Here is a 21693-nt window from a genome sequence, read left to right as displayed (position 1 = left end):
ATTTGCAACTGATAGAAAAAATCAAAATAAAATATCTAATGAAAAACCTGCTTTTTGTATTACTTGCCATTTTCAGCGTCAGCGCACACGCGCAGTACAACGTGGTTAACGCAAGACTTGAACGCCTCGAAGCCAATAAAAAAACCGTCGAACTCACAGATCTGGATATCAGCAATAAGAAATTTGTCCTGATCAAGGATTTTGATGACCATACGGAAAGAATGTTCATCACCGTGAACGGGGAACAGGCCACTTTTGTGGAAGTTTTTGATGACAAGGCTACCGGCGAAACCGCTTCGAACATTTTCTCCGGAGATGTTGTAAAAACAGAAAACAGCGTGCTTTCTTTCCGTTTCGATATGCTTGAAGGAAAAAAAGTTGCGCTTCCCGTGGCTAAAAATTTATTGGCAACGAAACAAAAAAAGGTTCTTTATCTGGTGGATGTCAACACAGGAGAACGTTGGATTGACGAATCCGCCATTAACAAAAAATAAATCAGAGCAAACCCAATATCACAAAGTTCAGAATTTAAACCTCTGGACTTTTTTTATTAAATTTAAAAAATTAAAATCTTAAGAAGAGAAATATGAAATCTTTTGTAAACTACCCTGAAAATTCGGACTTTTCAATTCATAATATTCCATTTGGCGTAGCGGTTTTCAATAAAGAGTATATTGCGTGTGCCACGAGGATTGGCGATGTGGTTATAGACCTTGCCACACTTTACGATTTTGGTTTTCTGGATGACGTAGAAGGATTAAATGACAATGTTTTCGAAGCTTATACTTTAAATGAATTTATCGAACTTGGAAAGCCGGTTACTAATGCCGTTCGCCTGAAAATACAGGAACTTTTGCTTGAAGGCTCTTCCCTTTCGAATGACGAAAAGACAATTGAAGAATGCTTTTTCCAGATTGATGAAGTAAAGATGCTGATGCCGGTCCACGTCCCGAATTACACCGATTTCTACAGCAGTATAGAACACGCCACCAATGTTGGGAAGATGTTCCGCGATCCTGCCAATGCCCTTTTGCCAAACTGGAAACACCTGCCAGTCGGTTATCACGGACGGGCTTCGTCGATAGTGGTTTCCGGAACAGACATGCACAGGCCAAAAGGGCAAACTAAACCGGCCGATGCAGACCAACCTGTTTTCGGACCGTCGAAACAGCTCGATTTCGAATTGGAAATGGCATTCATCGTGAACAGAAATACGGAAATGGGGGAAAGCATCAGTACTGCTCAGGCTGAAGATTCAATTTTCGGGATGGTATTATTTAATGACTGGTCTGCACGCGACATCCAAAGCTGGGAATATGTACCTCTGGGACCGTTTTTAGCAAAAAATTTCGGAAGTTCAGTGTCACCCTGGATCATAACACTGGAGGCATTGGAACCTTTCAGAACTGCATCTCCTAAACAGGAACCTGAGGTTTTGGATTATCTGAAATTCAGCGGCGACAAAAATTACGACATCAACCTTGAAGTTTCAATCGCGCCTGAACAGGGTACTGAAACGGTTATTTGCCGAAGCAACTACAAATTCATGTATTGGAACATGTGCCAACAACTCGCTCATCATACTGTAAACGGCTGTAACGTGGAAGTTGGCGATATGTATGCTTCGGGAACAATTTCAGGTGAAGAAAAAGACTCATTCGGTTCGATGCTCGAACTTACATGGCGCGGACAAAATCCACTAAAACTTTCCGACGGAAGCGAAAGAAAATTTATTGATGATAATGACACGGTGATTATGCGTGGTTTTGCGGAAAAAGACGGGGTACGTGTAGGTTTTGGTGAAGTGAGTGGGAAAATATTGCCGGCGAAATGATTTTTTTTTTAAACCCTTAAGTCACTTTAGAGATCTATAACGATGGGTACAAATCTTTTGCAGCTACTAATTTTTCAAAACTTCTTTTACAATAAATGAAAACCATTATACCATCCGAAGTTTCCTCGATGGAACTGCAAACCATACTGCAAACCGCCATAGCACCGCGGCCGATCGCGTTGGCGTCCACAATTGACAGCGAGGGAAATATCAATCTTTCGCCCTTCAGTTTTTTCAATATGTTCAGCACGGCGCCGCCGGTTGTGATTTTTTCGCCGTCGAGAAGAGTGCGGGACAATACGACTAAACATACACTGGAAAACGTTTTGGAAGTTCCGGAAGTCGTTATCGGAATCGTGAATTTCCCGATTGTGCAGCAGATTTCTTTGGCATCAACCGAATATGGTAAAGCTGAAAATGAGTTTCTAAAATCTGGACTGACAATGAATGATGCCGATTTGGTAAAGCCAAAACTGATTGAAGAATGCCCTGTAAATCTGGAATGTAAAGTTCTGGAAGTAAAACATTTGGGCACAGAAGGCGGCGCCGGAAATTTAGTTATCTGTGAAGTTCAGAAAATTCATATCCAAGAGGAATATTTAAATGAAGACGGAAAACTTGACCAGAAAAAACTGGATCTAGTCGCAAGACTCGGCGGAAACTGGTATTCGAGAAACAACGAAGCCAATCTTTTTGAAGTGCCAAAACCGCTTGTGACAAAAGGAATTGGTTTCGATCAACTTCCAGCTGCGGTCAGGTACAGCAAAGTGTTTACAGGTAACGATTTGGGAATGCTGGCAAATATTGAAAAACTTCCCTGTGGCGAATTCAGTGCTGATGAACAGGCACATCTCGACGCCCAAAAGTTGCTCCTTGAAAATAAAATAGAGGAAGCATGGAAGCTTCTAATCAATAAAAAAGAGTGAAAAAAATTCACTCTTTTTTTGTTAAAAATTAAAGATTTCTTCTACACTAAGTTCTTGAAACGTACCCATCTTCCCGACAGATTCCATATCCAGATTTTCCCTTTTCCCAATAATCGCAACATTGAAATCAATTGGTTTTATATTTGAATTATAAAATTGGGTTAGATCATGGAGCGAAAGTTTTTCGATTTCTTTAAACAAATCTATACGTAAGTCGTAATCAATTCCTAATTTTTTGAGCCTTAAATGGTTAAAGAAAATGTTGGTTCTGGTAATTCGTCCGGCTGCCAACTGTTTCAGCGCCGCATTTTTTGAATTATTAAACTGAATTTCCACCTGCGGAAATTCGTTCATGAGGTCAGACATGGTTTCCACGGCAATAGCCAGTTTGTCGGGCTGCGTCCCGATGTAGGTCGTGATATAATCCGGGTGCTGAAGTTCGGGATTCGCCTGATATGAAACGTAGGCCGAATACGCCAAACTTTTGCTCTCACGGATCTCCTGAAAAACGATAGACGACAATCCGCTGCCAAAATATTCATTAAACACATTGATTTTCCCAAAATTCTTCGTGTTCACCAAATTTCCGCGGCCCACTTTCGCCATTTCCATCTGCACCATGTCGTAGTTTACGAAATACACCTTGCCTTTGGTTTCCGGTTCGGGATATATTTTCCTTTCAGGAATTTTTAAGGTTTCGGGTTTTACATACGGTTTTGAATAGAGTTTAAATGACTCAAAATCAATTCCATAGAAGAACATTTCGTATGGGAAACTGAGGAGTGATTTCATTTTGTCCGTCATTTCCTCACATCTTATCTCCTCTAATCTTTCCCTGGAAACCACATCCCTGAAACGCGAGTTATGACCAAATTTTGCGTAATGCTGCAGCCCCTGCATGATTTTGTTTTTGTCTTTTTTAGCGGCTTCGCGGCTTTCCAAAATGGTTTTTATACATTCATCGTAAACCTGTTGATCCGGAACGCAGTTATTCATCCAGTGATGCAGCAGTTCGATGCCTTTTTCGAGATTTTCTTCAAGTCCGGTTAAAGAAATGGTGAGCTGGTCTGGCGAAGTTTTAAAATCGTTACTGATACCGATTTTATAGAACTCCTGTTTCAGTTCTTCGGTGGTAAAACGGTCAGTTCCAAGGTATTGCAGCACCATCGTCGCCAGTGAAAGTTCCCGGTCGTGGTCGCTGCCAAACGGAAAAATATAATGAACCTGCGCAATGTCATTGTATTTATTTTTTACAAAACTTACTTTTTTGCCGTCAAGTTTGTCTTCGGCGATTTCTTTCTGGTAATCAATAAATTGGGGCTTAATTTCTTTTGAAGGAATATTCAGAATTTCTTTTAAAAAATTGGATTTTTCGTCACGATTGATCTGAACCGGCGTAATTCCGGGATTTTCAACGCGGATTAAATTTTCATTTTCACCCTTTTCTTTATACACCGCTACATAGTTTTCTCTGAAAAAATCATTGGCAAAACTTACCACTTCTTCCTTCGTAATCTGCTGATAACGTTCAAGTTCTTGCAGTTCTTCGCGCCAGGTTTGTTTGCGGATAAAAGTCTGGTAAAGATTGGTCGCCAAACCGTCCGCAGTTTCAAGTCCTTTCAACCGTTGAAGTTTAAAATCGTTCATGATTGCCGGCAGCAACCAGTCGGGAAAATCACCTTTTTTCACCTTTTCAATCTCTGCAAGAATAAGGTCTTTGGCTTCATCCAGCGTCTGGTTCTCCTTTGGTACAATCACCGCCGAAAAATAACCGTATTCGTTTAATCCCATCGAAAAGGCTGTCGCATAAAGCGCTTTTTGGGCGTTGTTGATATTCAGATCCAAAAGTCCGGCCTCCCCCTGATTGCTCAGAATATTGGCAACCACATCTGCCATAAGGTTTTCCTGAGTTCCGTAACTGCCGGTTCTCCAGGCAATCTGGATGCGCGGAATCGTGGGACTTTTTACGGTGCGCTTTCTAATTTCGGTAATCGGTTCTTCGTTCACCGGTGTTCTTGCAGGCAGTTCTCTATATTCAAATTTCCCAAAATATTCATCCACCAGTTTGATCGTTTCATCAAATTCAAGATCGCCGACCAGGACAATTGCATAGTTATTGGGAACGTAATACTCATCGAAATATTTGTGAATTGCCTTCATGGAAGGGTTTTTCAGATGCTCCGCTTTTCCCAAAGTCGTTTGCTGACCGTTCGGATGCGTGGGAAAAAGCAGCTCCATCAAAGCGTATTGAACCAGGCGAGCGTCGTTGTCCTGTGCACGGTTAAATTCCTCGTAAACACTTTCAAGTTCAGTATGAAAAAGCCTTAAAACCAGTTCGGAGAAACGCTCTTTTTCGATTTTGAGCCATTTTTTGAGTTCGTTGCTGGGAATGTTATTTTTGTAAACCGTTTCGTCGAACCAGGTGTGCGCATTGGTTCCGGTTGCTCCTAACGAAGAAATGGCTTTGTCATACTCGTTTGCGATGGCGAATTTGCTCGCCTTTTGAGAAACCTCATCAATTCTCTTGTAGATTTCTTTCTTTTTTTCAGGGTTGTTTTCGGCTTTGTGAAGTTCAAATAATTCTGAAATTTCATCCAGTAATTCTTTCTCCTTTTCCCAGTTCGAGGTTCCTATTTTTGAAGTGCCTTTAAACATCATGTGCTCCAAATAATGCGCAAGCCCGGTATTGTCCTCGGGGTCATTATTGCTCCCCGTTCTCACCGGAATATAAGTCTGGATTTTTGGTGCATCAAAGTTCTGGGCAAGGTAAACTTTCAGTCCGTTTTTAAGGGTGTAAACCCGTACATTGTTTTCATCGTTGGTTACTGTTTCGTATGGATAACCGTTTTTATCTGAATGATGTTGAATGATATATTTTTCCAAAAGTGTTTAATTTTTTTATTATAAAATTATTTTTGCGCAGATGTTTTGCATTCTGTTTATGAGTAAAAATACCGAATAAAATTGTTAAAATTTCTAGTTAAAGTGATTTTTAACTTTATTTTTCTATAGTATCTGATTTTTAATTAATTATAAAATTTAATTTATATATACATTAAGTTCGTTCTAAATAAATTTTTAAGAATAAAATAGATATTTAGATCTAAATAAAGATTTCCAATCGTTTTTATTAATGGTACTTTCACAATTATTCCAGTCCGAATTTAATTTATGCAAATGGTGTTTAATTTTTATTCTGTAAATTAGACAGTAAAATTAATTCACAAACTCATCAAAACCATACGCCTTTCTCATACTCTTCCGCCCTTAATTTTTATATGGACGAAGCCGCAAAAATACTAAAAAAAATCAGCGCTGAAATCAATCCAACACTGATTAAAAATCGTCGATCCAAATAATGAAATTTACCCCAAAGCGTGTGCAACATTTTGGACAGTTAACGCTCACAAAAAACTTCCAAAATAAACCGGTATTCTTTCGAAAATTTTTAGCACTTTCGTAACCTTGGAAATTCTCACCTCTACTTTGCGCTCCCAAGTACCGGATTTCCGCGTTTAAATTTATCTTGATCACGAATCACCCATTCCCTACTCTACAACTAAACCACTCAAAAACTTTTTGACTTAACAAACTCAACAAATGTACATTAATGCGCTTCAAGCCAGTTTTTCCCCACGCCCACTGCCACGAGCAGCGGAACCTGGGTCTCAAAAGCACTTTCCATTTCGGTTTTTATGAGTTTTGATGCGGTTTCCACTTCATTATCAGGCGATTCAAAGACCAGTTCGTCATGCACCTGAAGCAGCATTTTGGTTTCGAGGTTTTCTTCCTCCAGTTTTTTCTGAATATTGATCATCGCAATCTTGATAATATCTGCTGCAGAACCCTGAATGGGGGCGTTTACCGCGTTTCTTTCCGCGTGGCCTTTCACTACAAAATTGTTTGAATTAATATCTTTCAAATGGCGTTTCCTGCCCAAAATGGTTTCCACATAACCCAATTGACGAGCCTTGTGAACCTGTTCCGCCATCCATTCTTTCAGTTTCGGATAATTTTCGTAGTAGGCATCAATCATCTGTTTTGCTTCGGTGCGTGAAAGCCCGGTCTGTTCTGCCAGCGCAAAGGCACCCTGTCCGTACACAATTCCGAAATTCACCGTTTTTGCCTGCGAACGCTGGGTTTTGGAAACTTCCTCCAGTGGAATTTTAAATAATTTTGAAGCGGTGGAAGCGTGAATATCCTCCCCTTTTTTGAAGGCATCGATCATGTTTTCTTCGCCCGCAATTTCAGCAATGAGGCGCAGCTCGATCTGGGAATAATCCGCGGAAATCAGTTTTTTGCCTTCTCCCGCAACGAAAGCGCCGCGAATTTGCTGGCCGCGTAAAGTCCGGATCGGAATATTCTGCAAATTCGGATTCACCGAAGCGAGACGGCCGGTTGCAGCCGTGGTTTGCGAAAAATTGGTATGAACGCGGTTATCATCCTTGTCAATCTGCGTTGGAAGCGCGTCCACATAAGTTGATTTAAGTTTTTGGTAAGTCCGGTATTCCAGAATATGCGGAATGATTTCGTGTTTGGGAGCCAGCTTCTGCAGGACATCTTCGGAAGTTTGGTACTGTCCGGTTTTGGTTTTTTTGGCCTTTGGGTCGAGTTGCATTTTCTCGAAAAGAATTTCACCGAGTTGCCGCGGCGAATTCATGTTAAATTCTTCACCGGAAAGTTCGAAAATCTTGGTTTCGAGTTGTTTCAGGTCGTTTTCCAAATCCCGGCTTTCCTGTTTCAGCCAATTTTCGTCGAGGGAAATCCCTTCAAGTTCCATTTTAGCCAAAACTTTCATCAGAGGCATTTCGACTTTGTAAAATAAATCTTCGAGGTTTTCTTTTTGGAGTTGGGGCGCGAAAATTTCGTAAAGTTGGAACGTCACATCTGCATCTTCGGCAGCATAATTGGTCTGTGTTTCGAGGTCTGCCTCACGGAAAGTCAGTTGGTTTTTGCCTTTTTTTCCGATAATCGTTTCGATGGAAACCGGTTTATAATTCAGGTAAATCTCTGAAAGATAATCCATTCCGTGTCTACCGTCGGGATTCAGGAGGTAATGCGCAATCATGGTGTCGAAAAGATTCCCTTTGATGCCAACACCGTACAGTTTCAGAATTTTATAATCGAACTTAAGATTATGGGCAATTTTCAGCACGTCTTCTTTTTCAAAAAAAGGTTTGAAAATTTCCAAAGTTTGACGTGCTTCATCCCGTTTTTCACTCAAAGGAACGTAGTAAGCGAGTCCTTTTTTGTAAGAGAAACTCATCCCGACCAATTCAGCTTCCATTTCGTTTAAAGAAGTGGTTTCCGTATCAAAACATACGGCACGCTGCTTCATCAGGTTGTTCACAAGCATTCGCTGTGCCATGGGATTATCGATGAGCTGATACAGATGGTCATTTTCCGCAATGGTATTTTTGCTGGAAGTGCCCTGTTCCAGTTCTTCAAAATTGGCGAATAAATCCAGCTGTACCGTTTCTGAAGCGTCCTTTGAAAGGTTCACTTTATCATACCGGGAGATCTTGCCTGGATCCGTTACGGCATGTTCCATACCTTCAGGTTTGAAAGCCCGGTACAGATTTTCATAAAGCCTCCGGAATTCGATTTCATCAAATACTTCGCGTACTTTTTCAAAATCGGGCTCATCCAGGTTGTAATATTCTTCCTCAAATTCAATCGGAACATCGCAGATAATGGTCGCCAGTTTCTTGGAAAGTAATCCGCGTTCAGCGCTGGCTTCCACTTTTTCTTTGAGCTTACCTTTGAGTTGATGAGTGTTTGCCAAAAGATTTTCAATGGAGCCATATTCATTCAGAAATTTCATGGCCGTTTTTTCGCCCACACCGTCCAATCCGGGAATATTATCGATAGAATCGCCCATCATTGCAAGGAAATCTATGACCTGTTTTGGATCTTCAATCTGGTATTTGGCCTTTATTTCATCTACTCCCAGAATTTCTACGTCGCCGCCTTTCAGTCCGGGTTTGTAAATCTTGATATTTTCTGTCACCAACTGCCCGAAATCTTTATCAGGCGTCACCATAAAAATCTTATAGCCAACAGGTTCTGCTTTACAGGCAATGGTTGCAATCACGTCATCAGCTTCATAACCTTCCACGCCCAAAATTGGAATATGCATCGCCTCCAAAATACGGTGAATATATGGTATCGCAGCCTGAATTGCTTCCGGAGTTTCACCTCGATTCGCTTTATAATCTGCAAAATCATTGGTGCGGACGTTCGTTCTTCCCACATCGAAAACCACGGCCAAATGTGACGGCCTTTCACGGCGGATGAGTTCAATCAAAGAGTTGGTAAAACCAAAAATGGCGGAGGTATCCAACCCTTTTGAAGTAAGACGCGGATTGCGTATCAGAGCATAATAACCACGGAAGATCATCGCATAAGCATCGATGAGAAAGAGGCGTTTATCGTTGTTGTGTGACATAAGGACAAATATAGTTTTTTTGGCCGGAAGATGGGCGCTGGAAAAATGTAGATTTTGAGCAGGAAAATGTGAAGAAGGAGATTTTTCATTTTTAATTATCATTACCATCCTCCCACTCCTATCTTTTATGTATTTTTGAACTATGGTGAAAGACTTGTCACTTCGATCGGTAACGGTGATGCGCTACATTCTTCCGCTGCGTGAAGGCGGAAGTCTGCCGGCGTTGGCTGAAGCCGACGACGACTTTAAATACGTAGTAAAATTCCGCGGAGCCGGACACGGCGTTAAAATGTTGATTTCTGAACTTTTGGGCGGAAAAATCGCTGAAGTTTTAGGGTTAAAAATTCCGGAAATGGTTTTTATAAATCTTGATATAGATTTTGGAAGAACCGAAGCCGATGAAGAAATTCAGGATTTGCTGAAATTTTCCGAAGGTCTAAATCTCGGACTGCATTACCTGTCCGGAGCTTTGTCATATGAACCGAGTATGAAAATCGATCCGCTGCTGGCCTCAAAAATCGTGTGGCTGGACGCATTCATCACCAATATCGACCGAACCTTCAAGAATACGAATCTTCTGATGTGGCACCGCGAACTTTGGGTGATTGACAACGGCGCTTCATTTTACTTTCATCATTCCTGGCAGAATTTTGATGCCGCCGCAAAAACCCCTTTCAAATATGTAAAAGACCATGTTCTGCTTCCGCAGGCGAGCCAACTGGATGAGGCTGACAGTTTTGCAAAATTAGTTTTAAATGAAGAAATTTTCCGTGAAATTGTGAATTTAATTCCTGTGGACTGGCTTCAGTGGAATGATGCGGAAGAAACACCGGACGAAATCCGCGAAGTGTATTTTAATTTCCTGAAAACAAGGCTGGAACATTCTGAAATCTTTTTAAATGAAGCGAAAAATGCAAGAGGATAAGTTATACGAATATGCCGTAATCCGCCTGGTTCCAAAGGTTGAAAGAGAAGAATTTTTCAATATCGGACTGGTGATGTTTTCGAAAAAGGAAAAATTTATCCGGGTGGCGTTTCACATCTGTCCCGATAAATTCAAACTGATGCACAGTAAAGTTGATTACGAAGAAGTGCAAAATTCTCTTGAAAACTTTCAGAAAATTGCCAGTGGCGACAAAGACGGCGGACCAATTGCCCAACTCGACATTCCCGAACGATTCCGCTGGCTAACAGCGGTGAGAAGTTCTGTGGTTCAGACATCCCGGCCACATCCTGGAAAAACAAAGGATTTAGATGCTACGTTTGCGAGGTTGTTTGAGGAGTTGGTGAGGTGAATATGGAAATTTTAAAGGGCATTTTAACACCTATAAATTTGCAAACACTGTGTAATTAATGGGAAAAATTAAAAAGACCTGAGGTGGCTGCGTCGTTCGTTCCTTACTCCCGCAACGACAACACGTGAAAATCTGTGTAGTTCTTGAGAAAAAACCATGCGAAAATCAAATCTTCACCAGCTTCGCAAACTTAAGAATCAGATTTTTCTCCCCTTCGTTCTGGAAGATGACTTTTGCTTTAATGTTTTGAGGATCGGTGCCGTCCAGAAAAACTACTTCTCCAATTCCGAACCGGTCGTGTCTCACTTTGTCGCCGACTTCAATATCCTGTGAACTTGCGCCGCTTGGATTAATGATTTTAGCTGTGGAAACCGGTTTTAAATTTTTAGACTGAGGCAGAGACAAAGCATCAGAAGCTTTGGAAATTTTCTTTTTCGGATCAAGTTTGCGGAAAGATTTCGGTACTGAAGGTTCATCATCAAAAATATTCGATTTTAAACCTGAATGATTTACGAAACGGCTTTCTGTTGCCGGATTGATCAATTCTATATATTCACTGTTGACTTCGCTCAGGAATCTTGAAGGTTCTGCATCGGTAATTTTCCCCCATTGGAAACGGGAAACCGCGTAAGTAAAAAACGCCTGTTTTTCGGTTCTGGTAAGCGCTACGTAGAACAAACGCCGCTCTTCTTCCAGTTCTTCACGGGTCGACGAACTCATGAAACTTGGGAACAGGTTCTCCTCAAGCCCCACCAGATGCACTACAGGGAATTCCAGGCCTTTGGAAAGGTGAATGGTCATCAGCGAAACTTTCTCCTGATCATCATCCTTATTGTTGTCCTGATCCGTGGAAAGTGCAATGTTTCCGAGGAAATTGCTCAGGCTTGGGTCACCGTCTTCCAGTTGCTGCTGCTCATCGATGAATCCGCGCATTGAGTTCAGGAGTTCCTGCACGTTTTCTACTCGGGAAATGCCTTCCGGTGTCTGGTCGTCTTTCAGAAATTTGATCAGTCCCGAACGTTTGGCAACTTCCATCGCAACGGTATAGGCGTCATCGGTTTTCAGCATCACTTCAAAGGCTTTAATCATCGCCCAGAAATCAGCCAGTTTGGTTAAAACTCCATTATTTAAACCCAACTGCGGCGCATAAAATCCCAGATTATCAAGAACTTTTGACACCGAAATTCCCTGACTGTCCGCAAAAACGATAAGTTTGTTCTGTGTTGTCTCACCAATTCCGCGTGTTGGATAATTGATGATTCGGGTGAGCGCTTCATTATCGTTTTCGTTTACCAAAAGCCGCAGGTAAGCAACCAAATCTTTCACCTCTTTCCTTTGGTAAAAGGATAAGCCCCCGTAAACACGGTAGGGAATATTTTTCTTTCTTAAAGCGTCTTCAAAGGCTCTGGTCTGCGCATTGGTTCTGTAAAGAATGGCAAAATCGCTGAATTTTCTCTGTTGAGAATTGTGCTGCTCCCAGATATTTCCGGCTACGAATCCGGCTTCGTCGGCATCAGAAAGCGCGCGGTAAACCTTTATTTTCTCCCCGATTTCGTTATCACTGAAAACGTTCTTCTTGAACTGCTGCACGTTTCTGGAAATCACGGCATTGGCAGCATCCACGATGTTTTGGGTAGAGCGGTAATTCTGCTCCAGGGAAACCGTCACAGCGTCGGGATAATCTTTTTTGAAATTTAAAATATTATAAATGTTGGCGCCACGGAAGGAGTAGATCGACTGGGCGTCGTCACCCACCACACAAATATTTTCAAATTTTGACGCTAATGCCTTTACTATCAGGTACTGAGAATGATTCGTATCTTGATACTCATCCACCAAAATATAGCGGAACCTGTCCTGATATTTCGCCAGTACCTCTGGGAACCTTGTCAAGAGTTCATTGGTTCTCAATAACAAATCGTCAAAATCCATTGCGCCATTCCGGAAACAGGCATCAACATATTTGGCATAAATGACTCCCAGATGTTTCATGTTTGCCCGTTCATCCGCTTCCAGAAGTTCGGGATTGTTCATGTATGCCTTTACGGTGATGAGATTGTTTTTGTAGGCAGAAATCCTTGCCAGGACCTTTTTAGGCTTGTACAAATCTGCATCTATATTGAGTTCCTTCAGCACTTTTTTCATCACATTCAGTGCATCCTGTGTATCATAAATCGTGAAATTCGAAGGAAAACCCAGATAATGCGCTTCACTCCTCAAAATTCTGGCAAAAACGGAGTGGAACGTTCCCATCCAAATGCTTTTCGCATCACTGTCGCCGACGACTTTCGCGATACGGTCTTTCATTTCACGGGCAGCTTTGTTGGTAAAGGTCAAAGCCAGAATATTGAAAGGGCTCACCCCGTTGGTAATAAGGTGGGCAATCCTCATGGTGAGCACGCGCGTCTTGCCGGAACCAGCGCCTGCCAGAACCATCAGCGGTCCTTCGATCGTGGTTACTGCTTCGTGTTGTGCATCATTGAGTCCTTTCAGATAATCCATTATTATTTTAAAAAGTAAGAAAGCAAATTTAAGGTTTTTAACTTGAATTTTTAAGCCTGATAACTAAACATCCATTTAGTTAAAAGTTAAGCTTTCATAAAGTTAAATTCTAAAAACCATTTTTTCTAATGAAAGATTCAATGCAATAATTAAAATTTTTTAATAAAATATTTTAACCTATAACAAAAACTGACGAAATATTTTTGTATCAAGCTGATTTTGGGTGAAAATAAAATACTTTTAAATAACGATCAAAAACGTTAAAGAAACCTTAAATCCTAAAAATCTTAAGTGCGATGGAATGCTAATTGTTTGTAAAAGAGCATAACCAAATTAACAGAATATTATTATGGAAAATCAAAATGATTACAGACCAGAGTTCAGAAGCGATTATGTTTCGAGAGTTTTCAGAGACAGAGAAAGTGCGGACCGCGCATACAATGAATTAGCTGAAAGAGGCTATACAAAAGATGATGTAAACGTACTGATGTCCGATGATACCAGAGACCGTTACTTCACAAACAGTGATGTAGATACAGATCTGGGCGATAAAGTTGCCGAAAATGCAGGTAAGGGATCCTTAATCGGTGGTGGTATTGGTGCAACTGTCGGTGCGTTGGCAGCGATAGGAAGCAACATTCTTCTACCAGGACTAGGACTGGTGGTAGCAGGACCTCTCGCAGCCGGACTGGCCGGAGCAGGTGCAGGAGCCGCGACCGGAGGACTGATTGGTGCTTTAACTGGCGCAGGTGTTCCAGAAGATGAAGCAAACAGATATTCAAACGATATCAAAGAAGGCGGAATCTACATGGGATACAAGCCAAGAAACGAAGAAGATGCCCGTTATACTTATGACAGATGGCATTCTGACAGCAGAGAATATTAATAGATAATCTTTGCATAAAAAAACAAAACCGTTTACAATCGTAGGCGGTTTTATTATTCAAAATCTAAAAAAATAAATTATGAAAAATATACTGATGATCCTAACTTCCCACAGTAAGCTTGAAAACACCGACACGAAAACCGGCGTTTGGCTGGGTGAATTTACAGATCCCTATTATGAATTTAAAGATGCCGGCTACAGCATTACTTTGGCAAGCCCGCACGGTGGACAACCGCCGGTGGATGAAATGAGCAAAATGACTGAAAACATAACAGCTTCCAACAAAAGATTTCAGGACGACGAAGAGTTGAAAACGGCTTTTTCGTCGACAAAAAAGCTTAGTGAGATTGATCCCAAAGATTACGATGCTGTATTTTTTGCGGGCGGACACGGTCCCATGTTTGATCTGGCAAAAGATCCGGAATGTGGTAAAATTATTGTATCATTCTTTAATGACGGCAAGCCAATCAGCGCGGTGTGCCACGGTTCCGCAGCATTTCTAAGTACAGAAAATATTGATAAAAACTTTCTGAACGGAAGACGGATTTCCTGCTTTACCAACACCGAAGAAACTTTAGTACTGAAAAGAGGAAAAGTTCCTTATCTGTTGGAAGATGCACTGAAGGAGAAAGGCGCTGAGATTAAAAGTGCGTTAGTTCCCTTCACTACTCACGTGGAACAGGACGGCACCATTATCACCGGCCAGAATCCAGTCTCCGCCGGACCTACTGCAAGAAAACTGATCGAAGTCCTCGATAATATGTAAAATAAAATCCCGCAGAACCGGGATTTTTTTTATGCGGTGAAGTAATTCAGTTTTTTGACGACATCTTCTATATCGAAAGGTTTTGAAATAAAGGCATTTGCCCCGGATTCCAAAGCTGTATTTTCGAGGCCGTGGCTTGCTGACATGATGATTACCGGGATGTTTTTCGTGGTTTCATTGCTTTTCAGCTGTTTGCAGATTTCTCTTCCGTCCTCTTCAGAGAGCCACATATCTATAAGAATTGCATCGGGTTTGCAGGTACTTTTTATGCAACTAAAAATTTCTGAGCCGCGCTCGAAAGACTTTACATCAAACCCTTCAAAATTTAGCAACAACCCAAGAGAATCGAGGATTGCCACATCATCATCTATTATTAAAATCTTCTTTGCGTTCATTTATAAGCTGTTAAGCGTCACTTTTCGGGAGCGAAAAGCAAAACGTTGATCCTTTACCCAAAACACTGTTTACCCAAATTTTTCCGCTGGACCTTTCAACGATTTGCGATGCGATATAAAGACCTAAGCCAAGCCCCGGAAAAGTATGCTGTTCATCTCCGCTCACCCGGTAGTACTGCTCAAAAACCTTGTCGGCTTTATCGCTGGGCATACCAATTCCAAAATCTTTGACAGAAAACTGGATATCGTTATCGCATATTTCAGTTTCAATGATAATTTCATCTGCCTCCGGCGAATATTTTATGGCATTGCCGATTAAGTTGGTAATCACCTGTCCTATTCTGCTCCTGTCCGCAAAGACCGTTCCAACGGGCTTGGAATAATTGAGGATTTTGTGTCTGGAAGAAAGTTGCTGCTCCTCTACAATTTCATCTACCAAATTTTTAAAATCAAAATGACTTAGATTCAGGCCGAGTTTACCACTGTTTATTTTGGTCACATCAAGCAAATCACCAATCAATGCGGTAAGTTTCACAATCTGCTCATCCATTTTCCTGGCAAATGCCGCATTTTTTTCATCTCCAGATTTTTTTAACGCTTTTTCCAGCACCTGAGCATAGATTTTCATGCTGGTCAGCGGTGTTTTCAGTTCATGGCTGGCAATTGCAAGAAATGTGTCTTTTTGTTTCTGAAGGATTTTAAATTCGTTAATATCGGTACTGCTGCCAACCCACTGCAAAATTTCACCATTTAAGCCCAAATCGGGAACCCCACGCGACAGCAGCCAGAAATAATCGCCTGTTTTTTTATCGAAAGCGCGGTGTTCTACCTCAAAATCAGTTTTGTGCTGACTTGCTTTTCTCCAAACCGAAAGTATTTTTGGTAAATCATCAGAATGAATAAATGAACTGACGTCGCGGGGCTGCAGTTCGTGCTGGTTGAGGCCCAGATATTCTTCCATCCTTTCATTAAAATAGGTAAATTCGCCTTCGGGGGAGGCTGTCCACACAATCTGCGGCATCGCTTCAGAAAGATTTTTATACTTGGCTTCGGAAAGAGAAAGCTCTTCCGCATTCTTTCTCATCCTTTCCTTGGATTCCACCATGTCGGTCACATCAACCGCCATATTCAGTATGGCGTAGATTTCCCCCGAGAGATTTCTTATGGGTTTATAAGTGAAGTTGTAGTAAAATGTCTGCAGTTTACCGTCAACCACCAGATCAACCCGGTCTTCCGTTGCCGCATAGGTTTTCCCATCTTTATATACGTTTTGCAGCAGCTGGATAAAAGGCTGCCCTTCAAGTTCCGGAAGAGCTTTCTCCAGTGGCATTCCGATTACGGATTTATCTTTGCCCCAGGTCTCGATCATCCTGTCGTTCGCCAGCTCGATCACGAGGTCTTCACCGCGGTAAATGGCTGTGGAAAAATCTGCATTGAGTAAAAGCTCTTTGAAACGAAGTTCGCTTTCAGCCAGTTTCATTTCGGACAAAACCTGCGAGGTCACTTCGGTTGCTACCACGCTGACACCGTTTACTTTCCCTTTGTCATCATAAACAGGAGAATAAATGAAATCGAAATAGCAGGCCTCCATCCGGGAATGACGCTCCAGATAACACAACACTTTATTACCGCGAAAAGGAACGCCGGTAGTATACACTTCCTTTAGAATACTGAGGAATTCCTGATCCCTGATTTCGGGCAAACCCTCTATCAGCGGCATCCCAATAACACTTGAAGGTTTACCCCAAAGCTGTAGAATATGCTGGTTTGCGGACTCAATCACAAAATTTTCGCCCATAAGGAGAGATAAGGCGACAGGAGCTTGTGAGAAAAGTGTAATTAAAGAATCTGGACTAATTTTAGCGTTGATGAATTCATCCATTTTATCGGGTACAGTAAATCAAATTTAAGGAAATGCAAAGTAAAGGTTTTTTCATCCTTTAATAAAGAATTTATATAATTTAAATACCGAACTCTTAGCAACACTGGAAATTATATAATAAAAAAATTGCAAATGAATAAAGTACGCGGCACAAAACTTGTAAATTTAAAAACGTAATCTTAAAAACGCAGCAATGTCTGAAAATATACTTTCTTTAGAAGATTTAAAATTCCTGGAGCAGCTTTACTCAAAGCATGCGATTGAAACTTTAAGATTTGATGAAAACGGCATCACGCTGAATAACTCCGGTCTTCACATTGAAGAATCGGGGCAGATAACCTATCTTGAGGAAATCAGCAGGAAACTCAAATTCAGGCTGCAGTCGAATTGCCAGCTCATCTTCAGATCGGGTTTTAATTTTGATGTTGTCAGAATTTAATGTACATTCAGATTAATAGAGCATAACTTAAAGACGGGAAATTTCTTCCGTCTTTTTCTTTTTATCAATCCAGCAAAATGCTGAACAGCAAATAATACCATGCACAATTTTTGCTTTTATCCGCAAAAACATTATATTTGCAACCTAAATTTTTAAAGAAATAATGAGCACAATATTTACATTATTTATGGTTCTTATCGTGATCGCAAGCGTACTGCTGATCATCATCATTATGGCACAAAACCCGAAGGGAGGTGGTCTTTCAGGAACTTTTGGCGGTTCGGGAGCAGCTCAGTTTGGCGTTCAGAGAACCAATGATTTTATGGAAAAAGCAACCTGGACTTTGGGGATTGTAATTGTTTCCCTAATTATATTAAGCGTAATTCTTACAGGTAAACCTGTACAGAGAGTGCAGCCTGCCTCTAAACAGCAGACTACAGCTCCGGCACAGCAGGCACCGGCACAAAGTGCACCTGCTGCTACACTGCCAACGACACCGGCACCTGCAGGCAATTAATTTAAAAAAATTGGTTAAAAATTAAGCGGTTCAGACTTCTGAGCCGCTTTTTATTTGAGTTTCATTTTCTCTATCCGGTGACGAAGCTTCAGTCCGGCAGACAGCAGATTATGCTGCAGCCTATCGTCCCTGTAATATTTATCTACAAAAATCTGCATCGCTCCGTAAAAGCGTTCCAAATAAACCATGTCCTTAACCGTGCTTTCGCCTTTGTGATGCAGGATGGATGCCTTTCCGTAATACCAAATTTCAAGCCCTCTTCTGATAAAAGTATAGCACAAATCGATGTCTTCACCATACATAAAATAAGCTTCGTCCAAGCCACCGGCTTCTTGGTAAACTTTTTTCCTACACAGTAAAAATGCACCGGTAATCACCTCTACCTCAGCAATTTCATATTCACCGATGTCATTTCGGTAATAGGATTTTGAGTTATTTTTTTTGAAACTGATGAAGAGTTTCTCAAACGAATTGAACATATCCGGGACAGACCGTTTGCTTTCCGGCAGGAAATTGCCTTTTGCATCATGCATCCTTACGCCGAGACATCCAAAATCTTTTTTAGAATCAGCAAACTCCAGAATTTCCTTCATGTAAAAACCTTCCAGTTCCGTATCGGGATTCAGAAGAAGAATGTATTCACCGTTTGCTGCAGCTGCGGCTAAATTGTTGGCCACCGCAAACCCGCTGTTCACTGCGGATTCTAAGAACTTCACAGCAGGAAATTCTTTAATCAGTTCTTTCCACGAACGGTCTGGTGAAGCATTATCAATCACGATCACCTCATAGTTTACATCACAGAACTTTTCTATTGAAGAAAGGCATTTCCGCAAAAGCTCCGTGACATTATAATTGACGATGATAATCGAAAGTTTCATAAAGACTTACTCCCTTTCGTTATACGGCACACGGTTCTGGATTGAACGGCCCAATGAAATTTCATCCGCATATTCCAGTTCGTCGCCAACCGAAATTCCTCTTGCGATGGTTGAAAATTTCACACCGGAATTTTTGAATTTCTTGTAGATATAATAAGCGGTGGTATCGCCTTCCATAGTAGCGCTTAAAGCAAAAATCAGTTCTTTGATTTCGGTATTGCCAAGTTTTTTTTCGATTGCTGAGATATTGAGCTGATTGGGGCCAATGCCTTCCATCGGCGAAATTTTTCCGCCTAAAACCAGATATTTTCCCGTGTACTTGCCAGTATTTTCAAGTGCCATTACATCCCTAATGTCTTCTACAATACAGAGTTGTTCAGTATTTCGTTTGGCACTTGCGCATATTTTACATACCTCGAAATCTGAGAAATTGTGGCATTCTTTACAGTACTGAATATCTGTTACCAGTTTTTTCAGTGCATCTCCCAGCGCTATGGCCTGACTTTCCGGCTGCTTCAGGAGGTGGAGTGCCAACCGCAGGGCAGATTTTTTCCCAATTCCGGGCAAACCTGAAATTTCATCCACTGCTTTTGCCAAAATTTTACTCGGATAATCCATTCCGCAAATATAATTTATTGAAACATCTTACGAAAACTTAAAACTTATCGCGAAGCATACTAAATGTTTTATAATCTTGACAGAAAGCCGCGAATTCATTCCTCAAAAACATTTATATTTACCTAAAATAATATTACGATGATTCTTAAAAATCTGAATTACCCGCTCGATTTTAAATTTAAGATTACCACACTTTCAAGCGATTTCAACATCACCGATGTGCACGGAAATTATGTTTGCTACGTGCGGCAGAAGCTTTTCAAGCTGAAAGAAAATGTGGTTATTTTTTCAGATGAAAGCCGTACAAACGAACTTTACACCGTTAAAGCTAATCAATGGATTGATTTCAATGCATCATACACAATGCGGGAAGCCAGCGGAAATCCTGTGGGAACGCTCGCAAGAAAAGGAATGCGCTCATTCTGGAAATCCACTTATGATGTCCTCGACCTTAACAAAAGGCCGCTTTTTCAAATTACGGAAAGAAATGCGTGGACCAAATTTTTAGACGGTTTGGTTGGCGAAATCCCTATAATTGGCATGTTCACCGGCTATTTTCTTAATCCGGTTTATGATGTAAAAGACACCACAGGCAGGCTGATTTTTGAACTTAAAAAAATGCCTTCATTTTTCGGAAGAAGGTTTCAGCTGGAAAGAAAAGTGGATATCGCTGATGAACATGAAACATTAGTGGTTCTGTCACTTCTGATGATGGTTCTGCTAGAAAGGGAAAGAGGTTAATAAATTTTTAATCTTACCTGTTGTGCATTTAGAAATTAAAAAGAAAAAAGATTGTTCATTTGATTAAAAAATCGTATATTTAATTGGTTACCAAGCCATTAAATACATGAACAATCTCATTCAAAACTACGAAATTATTTTAAAAGAATTGACAAAAACCTGCAACCATATCACCACTAAGAAGCAAATCAGACTTCCAAAAATGTCCGACTTGGAACTTGTGGCACTTAATATTACCGCAGAATACATGTCGATTAACTCTGAACTACAGTTGTTTAGGTGTATTTCGGGAACTGGTTTGGACGAAAAGATAGAAAGAAGCGTATATAACAGAAGGAAAAGAAAACTTTTCCCTTACATTGAGAAAATTCGGGAAACTCTGAGCGGAAAGTTTGCAGACTTTACCGACGTCTTCATTGTGGATTCAACACCCATTGAAATATGTAAAATAAGCAGGGCAAATCGTTCCGCAATTTGCTCTACGGATGAAATCAAACCTGCATTTGGATATTGTGCGGCGCAGAAGTCAAGATATTTTGGCTATAAACTACATGCAGTTTGTGATAAGAATGGAATCTTTCACTCTTTTGATTTTTCGCCCGCAAATGTCCACGATGTAAATTATCTTTTCGATATTAAAGAAAATTTTCAAAATTGTTTATTAATCGGAGACAGAGGATATATCAGCAAAGAATTGCAAGTGGATTTATTCAATTTCTCCAAGATTAACCTTTCGGTTCCTATGCGCAGGAATCAACATGGTTTTGTGGAGTTTTCAAGGACGAAATCAAAAATAAGAAAGAGAATTGAAACCAATATCTCGCAACTGTGCGGACAGTTCACCATAAACACGAACTTTGCAAAAACCTTTCAAGGTCTTGCGACAAGAATAGTGTCAAAAATAACTTCTTTCACAATGATTCAATACCTGAATTTCTTCGTGTTTAAAAGAAGTTTAAATAAACTAAAAGTTAATTTGTGCTAAATGCACAACAGGTTTAATCTTAAATAAATCAATGAAATATTTTACTGCATTCATACTTCTCTTACTATTTGTATCATGCAAAAAAGAGGAAAAAACGGCCGGGGAAAAAGTTGTCCCGAAGATTGAGACCCCAGCGGAAAACAAAAAAGACACCTTAACCACAAAAGCGATTAAGCTGGAAGTTTTTGGTTTTCCACAGGAAGTTCAGGGCTGTTCGTGCTATTTCGCTACCGACCGTGAAGAGTTTGTAAAGCAAAATTACATTTATGTGGATGATTATCAGCAAAATGGTTTTATAAAAATCAATGGCGAGCGGATAAAACTGGAATTCGACCGGAAAAATGAAGTGTTACCTGATAAAATGCTCAACATTAACCTGCATAATGATCAATTCAAAGTCAACCTGAAAGGAAAAGCCGTAGAAGAAGGGGAAATAGAAACCCATCTGTACAAAGGAACGCTCACGGTAGAAAATAAAGCCAGAAAGAAAACCGTGGTTGAAGTGTACGGCGAATGCGGCTGTTAAAAATTAATTAAATTATAAAAGTGCGCTTCCGAAAGGTGTTGAAAGCGTTTTTTTA

General features: G+C 40.7%; 19 protein-coding genes. 12 read left to right on the top strand and 7 right to left on the bottom strand.

What is annotated here, in order from left to right; translation table 11 throughout:
- Positions 1-38 precede the first annotated feature (38 nt).
- From CKV81_RS12070 to CKV81_RS12060, 3 genes are all read left to right on the top strand, one after another.
- A complete protein-coding gene (locus CKV81_RS12070; protein WP_095073601.1) occupies positions 39-494 on the top strand; it encodes a hypothetical protein in 456 nt (151 codons plus the stop codon).
- 92 nt (positions 495-586) lie between these two features.
- Positions 587-1834, top strand: coding sequence for a fumarylacetoacetase (gene fahA, locus CKV81_RS12065; protein ID WP_095073599.1), 1248 nt, complete (start codon positions 587-589; stop codon positions 1832-1834).
- Positions 1835-1929: 95 nt separating this feature from the next.
- Positions 1930-2760: a flavin reductase family protein gene (locus tag CKV81_RS12060; RefSeq protein ID WP_095073596.1), complete on the top strand. Its 831-nt coding sequence runs from the start codon at positions 1930-1932 to the stop codon at positions 2758-2760.
- Between the two features lie 21 nt (positions 2761-2781).
- Here CKV81_RS12060 and CKV81_RS12055 read toward each other — a convergent pair whose 3' ends face one another.
- Together CKV81_RS12055 and polA are read right to left on the bottom strand one after the other, a co-directional pair.
- Entirely contained in the window at positions 2782-5643 is a 2862-nt protein-coding gene (locus tag CKV81_RS12055) for a M16 family metallopeptidase (RefSeq protein WP_258454348.1), read from the bottom strand.
- Between the two features lie 724 nt (positions 5644-6367).
- Positions 6368-9208, bottom strand: a complete 2841-nt coding sequence (gene polA, locus CKV81_RS12050; RefSeq protein WP_095073594.1) for a DNA polymerase I — start codon at positions 9206-9208, stop codon at positions 6368-6370.
- 142 nt (positions 9209-9350) lie between these two features.
- Here polA and CKV81_RS12045 point away from each other — a divergent pair, with 142 nt between their 5' ends.
- Both CKV81_RS12045 and CKV81_RS12040 read left to right on the top strand, forming a co-directional pair.
- Positions 9351-10133 carry a HipA family kinase gene (locus CKV81_RS12045; protein ID WP_095073591.1) on the top strand — a complete coding sequence of 261 codons (783 nt, stop codon included), beginning with the start codon at positions 9351-9353 and terminating at the stop codon, positions 10131-10133.
- Positions 10120-10503 (top strand): DUF3037 domain-containing protein, encoded by a 384-nt coding sequence (locus tag CKV81_RS12040; protein ID WP_095073589.1) that lies wholly within the window; start codon positions 10120-10122, stop codon positions 10501-10503. Before CKV81_RS12045 ends, CKV81_RS12040 begins: the two co-directional genes overlap by 14 nt.
- Positions 10504-10668: 165 nt before the next feature.
- On the opposite strand, the gene CKV81_RS12035 is transcribed toward CKV81_RS12040, so the two are convergent.
- Positions 10669-13005, bottom strand: coding sequence for an ATP-dependent helicase (locus tag CKV81_RS12035; protein ID WP_095073587.1), 2337 nt, complete (start codon positions 13003-13005; stop codon positions 10669-10671).
- A 349-nt stretch (positions 13006-13354) separates the two neighbouring features.
- Here CKV81_RS12035 and CKV81_RS12030 point away from each other — a divergent pair, with 349 nt between their 5' ends.
- Together CKV81_RS12030 and CKV81_RS12025 are read left to right on the top strand one after the other, a co-directional pair.
- A complete protein-coding gene (locus tag CKV81_RS12030) occupies positions 13355-13891 on the top strand; it encodes a hypothetical protein (protein ID WP_095073585.1) in 537 nt (178 codons plus the stop codon).
- Between the two features lie 79 nt (positions 13892-13970).
- Positions 13971-14657, top strand: a complete 687-nt coding sequence (locus CKV81_RS12025) for a type 1 glutamine amidotransferase domain-containing protein (protein ID WP_198409820.1) — start codon at positions 13971-13973, stop codon at positions 14655-14657.
- 29 nt (positions 14658-14686) lie between these two features.
- Here CKV81_RS12025 and CKV81_RS12020 read toward each other — a convergent pair whose 3' ends face one another.
- Together CKV81_RS12020 and CKV81_RS12015 are read right to left on the bottom strand one after the other, a co-directional pair.
- Positions 14687-15052, bottom strand: a complete 366-nt coding sequence (locus tag CKV81_RS12020) for a response regulator (protein WP_095073584.1) — start codon at positions 15050-15052, stop codon at positions 14687-14689.
- 10 nt (positions 15053-15062) lie between these two features.
- Positions 15063-16934 carry an ATP-binding protein gene (locus tag CKV81_RS12015; RefSeq protein ID WP_095073582.1) on the bottom strand — a complete coding sequence of 624 codons (1872 nt, stop codon included), beginning with the start codon at positions 16932-16934 and terminating at the stop codon, positions 15063-15065.
- A gap of 193 nt (positions 16935-17127) precedes the next feature.
- Here CKV81_RS12015 and CKV81_RS12010 point away from each other — a divergent pair, with 193 nt between their 5' ends.
- Together CKV81_RS12010 and secG are read left to right on the top strand one after the other, a co-directional pair.
- A complete protein-coding gene (locus CKV81_RS12010; protein ID WP_095073580.1) occupies positions 17128-17373 on the top strand; it encodes a hypothetical protein in 246 nt (81 codons plus the stop codon).
- A gap of 163 nt (positions 17374-17536) precedes the next feature.
- Positions 17537-17890 carry a preprotein translocase subunit SecG gene (secG, locus tag CKV81_RS12005; protein WP_095073577.1) on the top strand — a complete coding sequence of 118 codons (354 nt, stop codon included), beginning with the start codon at positions 17537-17539 and terminating at the stop codon, positions 17888-17890.
- Between the two features lie 50 nt (positions 17891-17940).
- On the opposite strand, the gene CKV81_RS12000 is transcribed toward secG, so the two are convergent.
- Both CKV81_RS12000 and recR read right to left on the bottom strand, forming a co-directional pair.
- Positions 17941-18768 (bottom strand): glycosyltransferase family 2 protein, encoded by an 828-nt coding sequence (locus tag CKV81_RS12000; protein ID WP_095073574.1) that lies wholly within the window; start codon positions 18766-18768, stop codon positions 17941-17943.
- A 6-nt stretch (positions 18769-18774) separates the two neighbouring features.
- Positions 18775-19386 (bottom strand): recombination mediator RecR, encoded by a 612-nt coding sequence (gene recR / locus CKV81_RS11995; RefSeq protein ID WP_095073571.1) that lies wholly within the window; start codon positions 19384-19386, stop codon positions 18775-18777.
- Between the two features lie 138 nt (positions 19387-19524).
- Here recR and CKV81_RS11990 point away from each other — a divergent pair, with 138 nt between their 5' ends.
- The 3 genes from CKV81_RS11990 to CKV81_RS11980 all read left to right on the top strand — a co-directional run bounded on the left by CKV81_RS11990 (position 19525) and on the right by CKV81_RS11980 (position 21638).
- Positions 19525-20127, top strand: a complete 603-nt coding sequence (locus CKV81_RS11990; protein ID WP_095073569.1) for an LURP-one-related/scramblase family protein — start codon at positions 19525-19527, stop codon at positions 20125-20127.
- Between the two features lie 106 nt (positions 20128-20233).
- Positions 20234-21112 carry an IS982 family transposase gene (locus tag CKV81_RS11985; RefSeq protein ID WP_095070070.1) on the top strand — a complete coding sequence of 293 codons (879 nt, stop codon included), beginning with the start codon at positions 20234-20236 and terminating at the stop codon, positions 21110-21112.
- A 31-nt stretch (positions 21113-21143) separates the two neighbouring features.
- Positions 21144-21638: a hypothetical protein gene (locus tag CKV81_RS11980; protein ID WP_095073567.1), complete on the top strand. Its 495-nt coding sequence runs from the start codon at positions 21144-21146 to the stop codon at positions 21636-21638.
- Positions 21639-21693 lie beyond the last annotated feature (55 nt).

It is taken from the genome of Chryseobacterium taklimakanense (assembly GCF_900187185.1).
GTDB classification, from domain to species: Bacteria; Bacteroidota; Bacteroidia; order Flavobacteriales; family Weeksellaceae; genus Planobacterium; species Planobacterium taklimakanense.
The sequence above is the reverse complement of the archived record's forward strand: the minus strand, read 5'-3'. Positions and strand labels throughout refer to the sequence as shown.

Excerpts from the sequence above, each read along its gene's own strand:
- CKV81_RS12045 (WP_095073591.1), top strand. The coding sequence starts at position 9,351 with ATGGTGAAAGACTTGTCACTTCGATCGGTAACGGTGATGCGCTACATT.
- recR (WP_095073571.1), bottom strand. The coding sequence starts at position 19,386 with ATGGATTATCCGAGTAAAATTTTGGCAAAAGCAGTGGATGAAATTTCA.
- CKV81_RS12040 (WP_095073589.1), top strand. The coding sequence starts at position 10,120 with ATGCAAGAGGATAAGTTATACGAATATGCCGTAATCCGCCTGGTTCCA.
- CKV81_RS12060 (WP_095073596.1), top strand. The coding sequence starts at position 1,930 with ATGAAAACCATTATACCATCCGAAGTTTCCTCGATGGAACTGCAAACC.
- fahA (WP_095073599.1), top strand. The coding sequence starts at position 587 with ATGAAATCTTTTGTAAACTACCCTGAAAATTCGGACTTTTCAATTCAT.
- secG (WP_095073577.1), top strand. The coding sequence starts at position 17,537 with ATGAGCACAATATTTACATTATTTATGGTTCTTATCGTGATCGCAAGC.
- CKV81_RS12030 (WP_095073585.1), top strand. The coding sequence starts at position 13,355 with ATGGAAAATCAAAATGATTACAGACCAGAGTTCAGAAGCGATTATGTT.
- CKV81_RS12020 (WP_095073584.1), bottom strand. The coding sequence starts at position 15,052 with ATGAACGCAAAGAAGATTTTAATAATAGATGATGATGTGGCAATCCTC.
- CKV81_RS12025 (WP_198409820.1), top strand. The coding sequence starts at position 13,971 with ATGAAAAATATACTGATGATCCTAACTTCCCACAGTAAGCTTGAAAAC.
- CKV81_RS11980 (WP_095073567.1), top strand. The coding sequence starts at position 21,144 with ATGAAATATTTTACTGCATTCATACTTCTCTTACTATTTGTATCATGC.
- CKV81_RS11985 (WP_095070070.1), top strand. The coding sequence starts at position 20,234 with ATGAACAATCTCATTCAAAACTACGAAATTATTTTAAAAGAATTGACA.
- CKV81_RS11990 (WP_095073569.1), top strand. The coding sequence starts at position 19,525 with ATGATTCTTAAAAATCTGAATTACCCGCTCGATTTTAAATTTAAGATT.
- CKV81_RS12070 (WP_095073601.1), top strand. The coding sequence starts at position 39 with ATGAAAAACCTGCTTTTTGTATTACTTGCCATTTTCAGCGTCAGCGCA.
- CKV81_RS12015 (WP_095073582.1), bottom strand. The coding sequence starts at position 16,934 with ATGGATGAATTCATCAACGCTAAAATTAGTCCAGATTCTTTAATTACA.
- polA (WP_095073594.1), bottom strand. The coding sequence starts at position 9,208 with ATGTCACACAACAACGATAAACGCCTCTTTCTCATCGATGCTTATGCG.
- CKV81_RS12035 (WP_095073587.1), bottom strand. The coding sequence starts at position 13,005 with ATGGATTATCTGAAAGGACTCAATGATGCACAACACGAAGCAGTAACC.
- CKV81_RS12010 (WP_095073580.1), top strand. The coding sequence starts at position 17,128 with ATGTCTGAAAATATACTTTCTTTAGAAGATTTAAAATTCCTGGAGCAG.
- CKV81_RS12000 (WP_095073574.1), bottom strand. The coding sequence starts at position 18,768 with ATGAAACTTTCGATTATCATCGTCAATTATAATGTCACGGAGCTTTTG.